This window comes from Pseudomonadota bacterium, assembly GCA_010028905.1.
Classification (GTDB): Bacteria; Vulcanimicrobiota; Xenobia; order RGZZ01; family RGZZ01; genus RGZZ01.
Genome location: RGZZ01000742.1, coordinates 1 through 1,657, shown reverse-complemented (window position 1 = coordinate 1,657; position 1,657 = coordinate 1). Strand labels below are relative to the sequence as shown.

General features: G+C 66.9%; 1 protein-coding gene. It reads right to left on the bottom strand.

Annotation, left to right across the window (positions count from 1 at the left end; all coding sequences use genetic code 11):
• Window positions 1-85: 85 nt before the first annotated feature.
• Complete coding sequence (locus tag EB084_24890; protein NDD31501.1) at window positions 86-544, bottom strand: septal ring lytic transglycosylase RlpA family protein; 459 nt, start codon at window positions 542-544, stop codon at window positions 86-88.
• Window positions 545-1,657: the final 1,113 nt, after the last annotated feature.

Sequence of the window (1,657 nt, the reverse complement as noted above, 5' to 3'; positions counted from 1 at the left end):
GTATCACGGACGAGCGCCTGCATGTGCTGATATGCCGACGCCAAAGCCGACGCCGACCCCAACGCCCAGGCGCTGAGCGGGTGTCTCAGTAGCGAAGCCGGATCTCCACGCGGGCCGTTCCCGCCCCTACAAACCCGAGCTGCTCGGCGGCCCCTTGTGACACGTCGATGATACGACCGCCCACATAGGGGCCGCGGTCGTTCACCACCACGTCGACCGAGCGACCATTGCCGAGGTTGATGATCTGCGCACGTGACCCCAGCGGAAGGGTGCGGTGAGCGGCCGTGAGCGCGCGACGGTTGAACCGCTCGCCGGAAGCGGTGGGCAGCCCGTCGAATCCGGGGCCATACCAGGAGGCCACGCCGCGCTGATAGACACGCCCTTCCGGCGCCGCGGAGGCCTGCGCCAGAACCAGCGGCGCGGCGCCCAGCGCAGACGCCTTGCCACGCGTCGCAACCGACTGCAGACACGCCTCGCCAAGACGAGACCCGTCTGCAATGAAGCCGTCGAGCTGCGCTCGCCACACCGGATCGACGCGCTGCATGCGCGCAGCGTCTCCCGAGAAGCGATAGGCGAAGGTGTCGGCCGCCATCTCGTTCGGATTTGTGGCGGCATACGCGCTCACGAAATGACCCTTCCCCGTGGCGTTGCGCCAGAAGCTCTCGTCGCGCTGCGTGACGTAATGCGCGTGGGTCGGTGCATCGAGGCGCCGCACGGCGTCTTCAAAAGCATGACCCATCTCGTGCACGAGTGTGCTGCGATCCCCCCCGCGCGCTTGCAGATGCGACTCGCCCAGCATCACCATGCCGCCGTCCCGGCTGGTGATGAACTCCCCACTGACCGCCCCCGTGTGCCAGAAGCTCGATGAGAGCAGATCCCTGCCCTTGAAGACGCGGGGAGGAGCACTCGGGTCTGCGCTGTCACGCTGATAGTAGATGGCCGGAACAACGATGCCGTCCTCCTGCGCCATGAACGGACGCGCCGTCTCCGTCAGGCCGTCAGACGGGGGACGATGGTAGCGCAGGTCTTGAGGCAGCCGCGCAAAGCGGTTCTGCGCCGCCGTCAGCCGCTCACCGTTGAGCGCGCGCACCAGCGAGATGATCCGGTCGCGCTCCTCAGCAGTGCGCGCACCGTGCTGGACGGCAAGTTCGTCGAGGGTGACAGGCTGGGCTGAAGCGATCTCCTCGAGCGCGAGGATGAGTTCCGGATCGCGATCCGATCCGATGATCTGGTGCGCCTCGACCCGCCCGTCGGTCTGGTCCATCACGTCACGATAGAAGCTGAAGTTGCGCTTCGAGACGAGGCCCCCCCGGTGCGCGAGCAGCGTGTCGCGCCGGACCACCTGCTCAGCGCTGCGATCCTCGCGTGACGTGACGTCAAGCAGCGGTACAAGCTGCGCGTCGATGCGGGCGATGGCCGAGCCGTGCGCGACCTCGGCCTTCGCCCAGGCGGCGTCGACGGTCTCGCGAAGCGCGCCCACATTCGTGAAGGCGGCAGTCGCATCGTAAGGCTTCTCAACGCCAACGTCGATGGGAGATTGACCAGACGGGATGACGGTGACGCCCGTGCGCGCCTGCTCGAGCACAGAGATCACGGGCGTCACCGTCATCCCGTCTGGTCAATCTCCCATCGACGTTGGCGTTGAGAAGCCTTACGA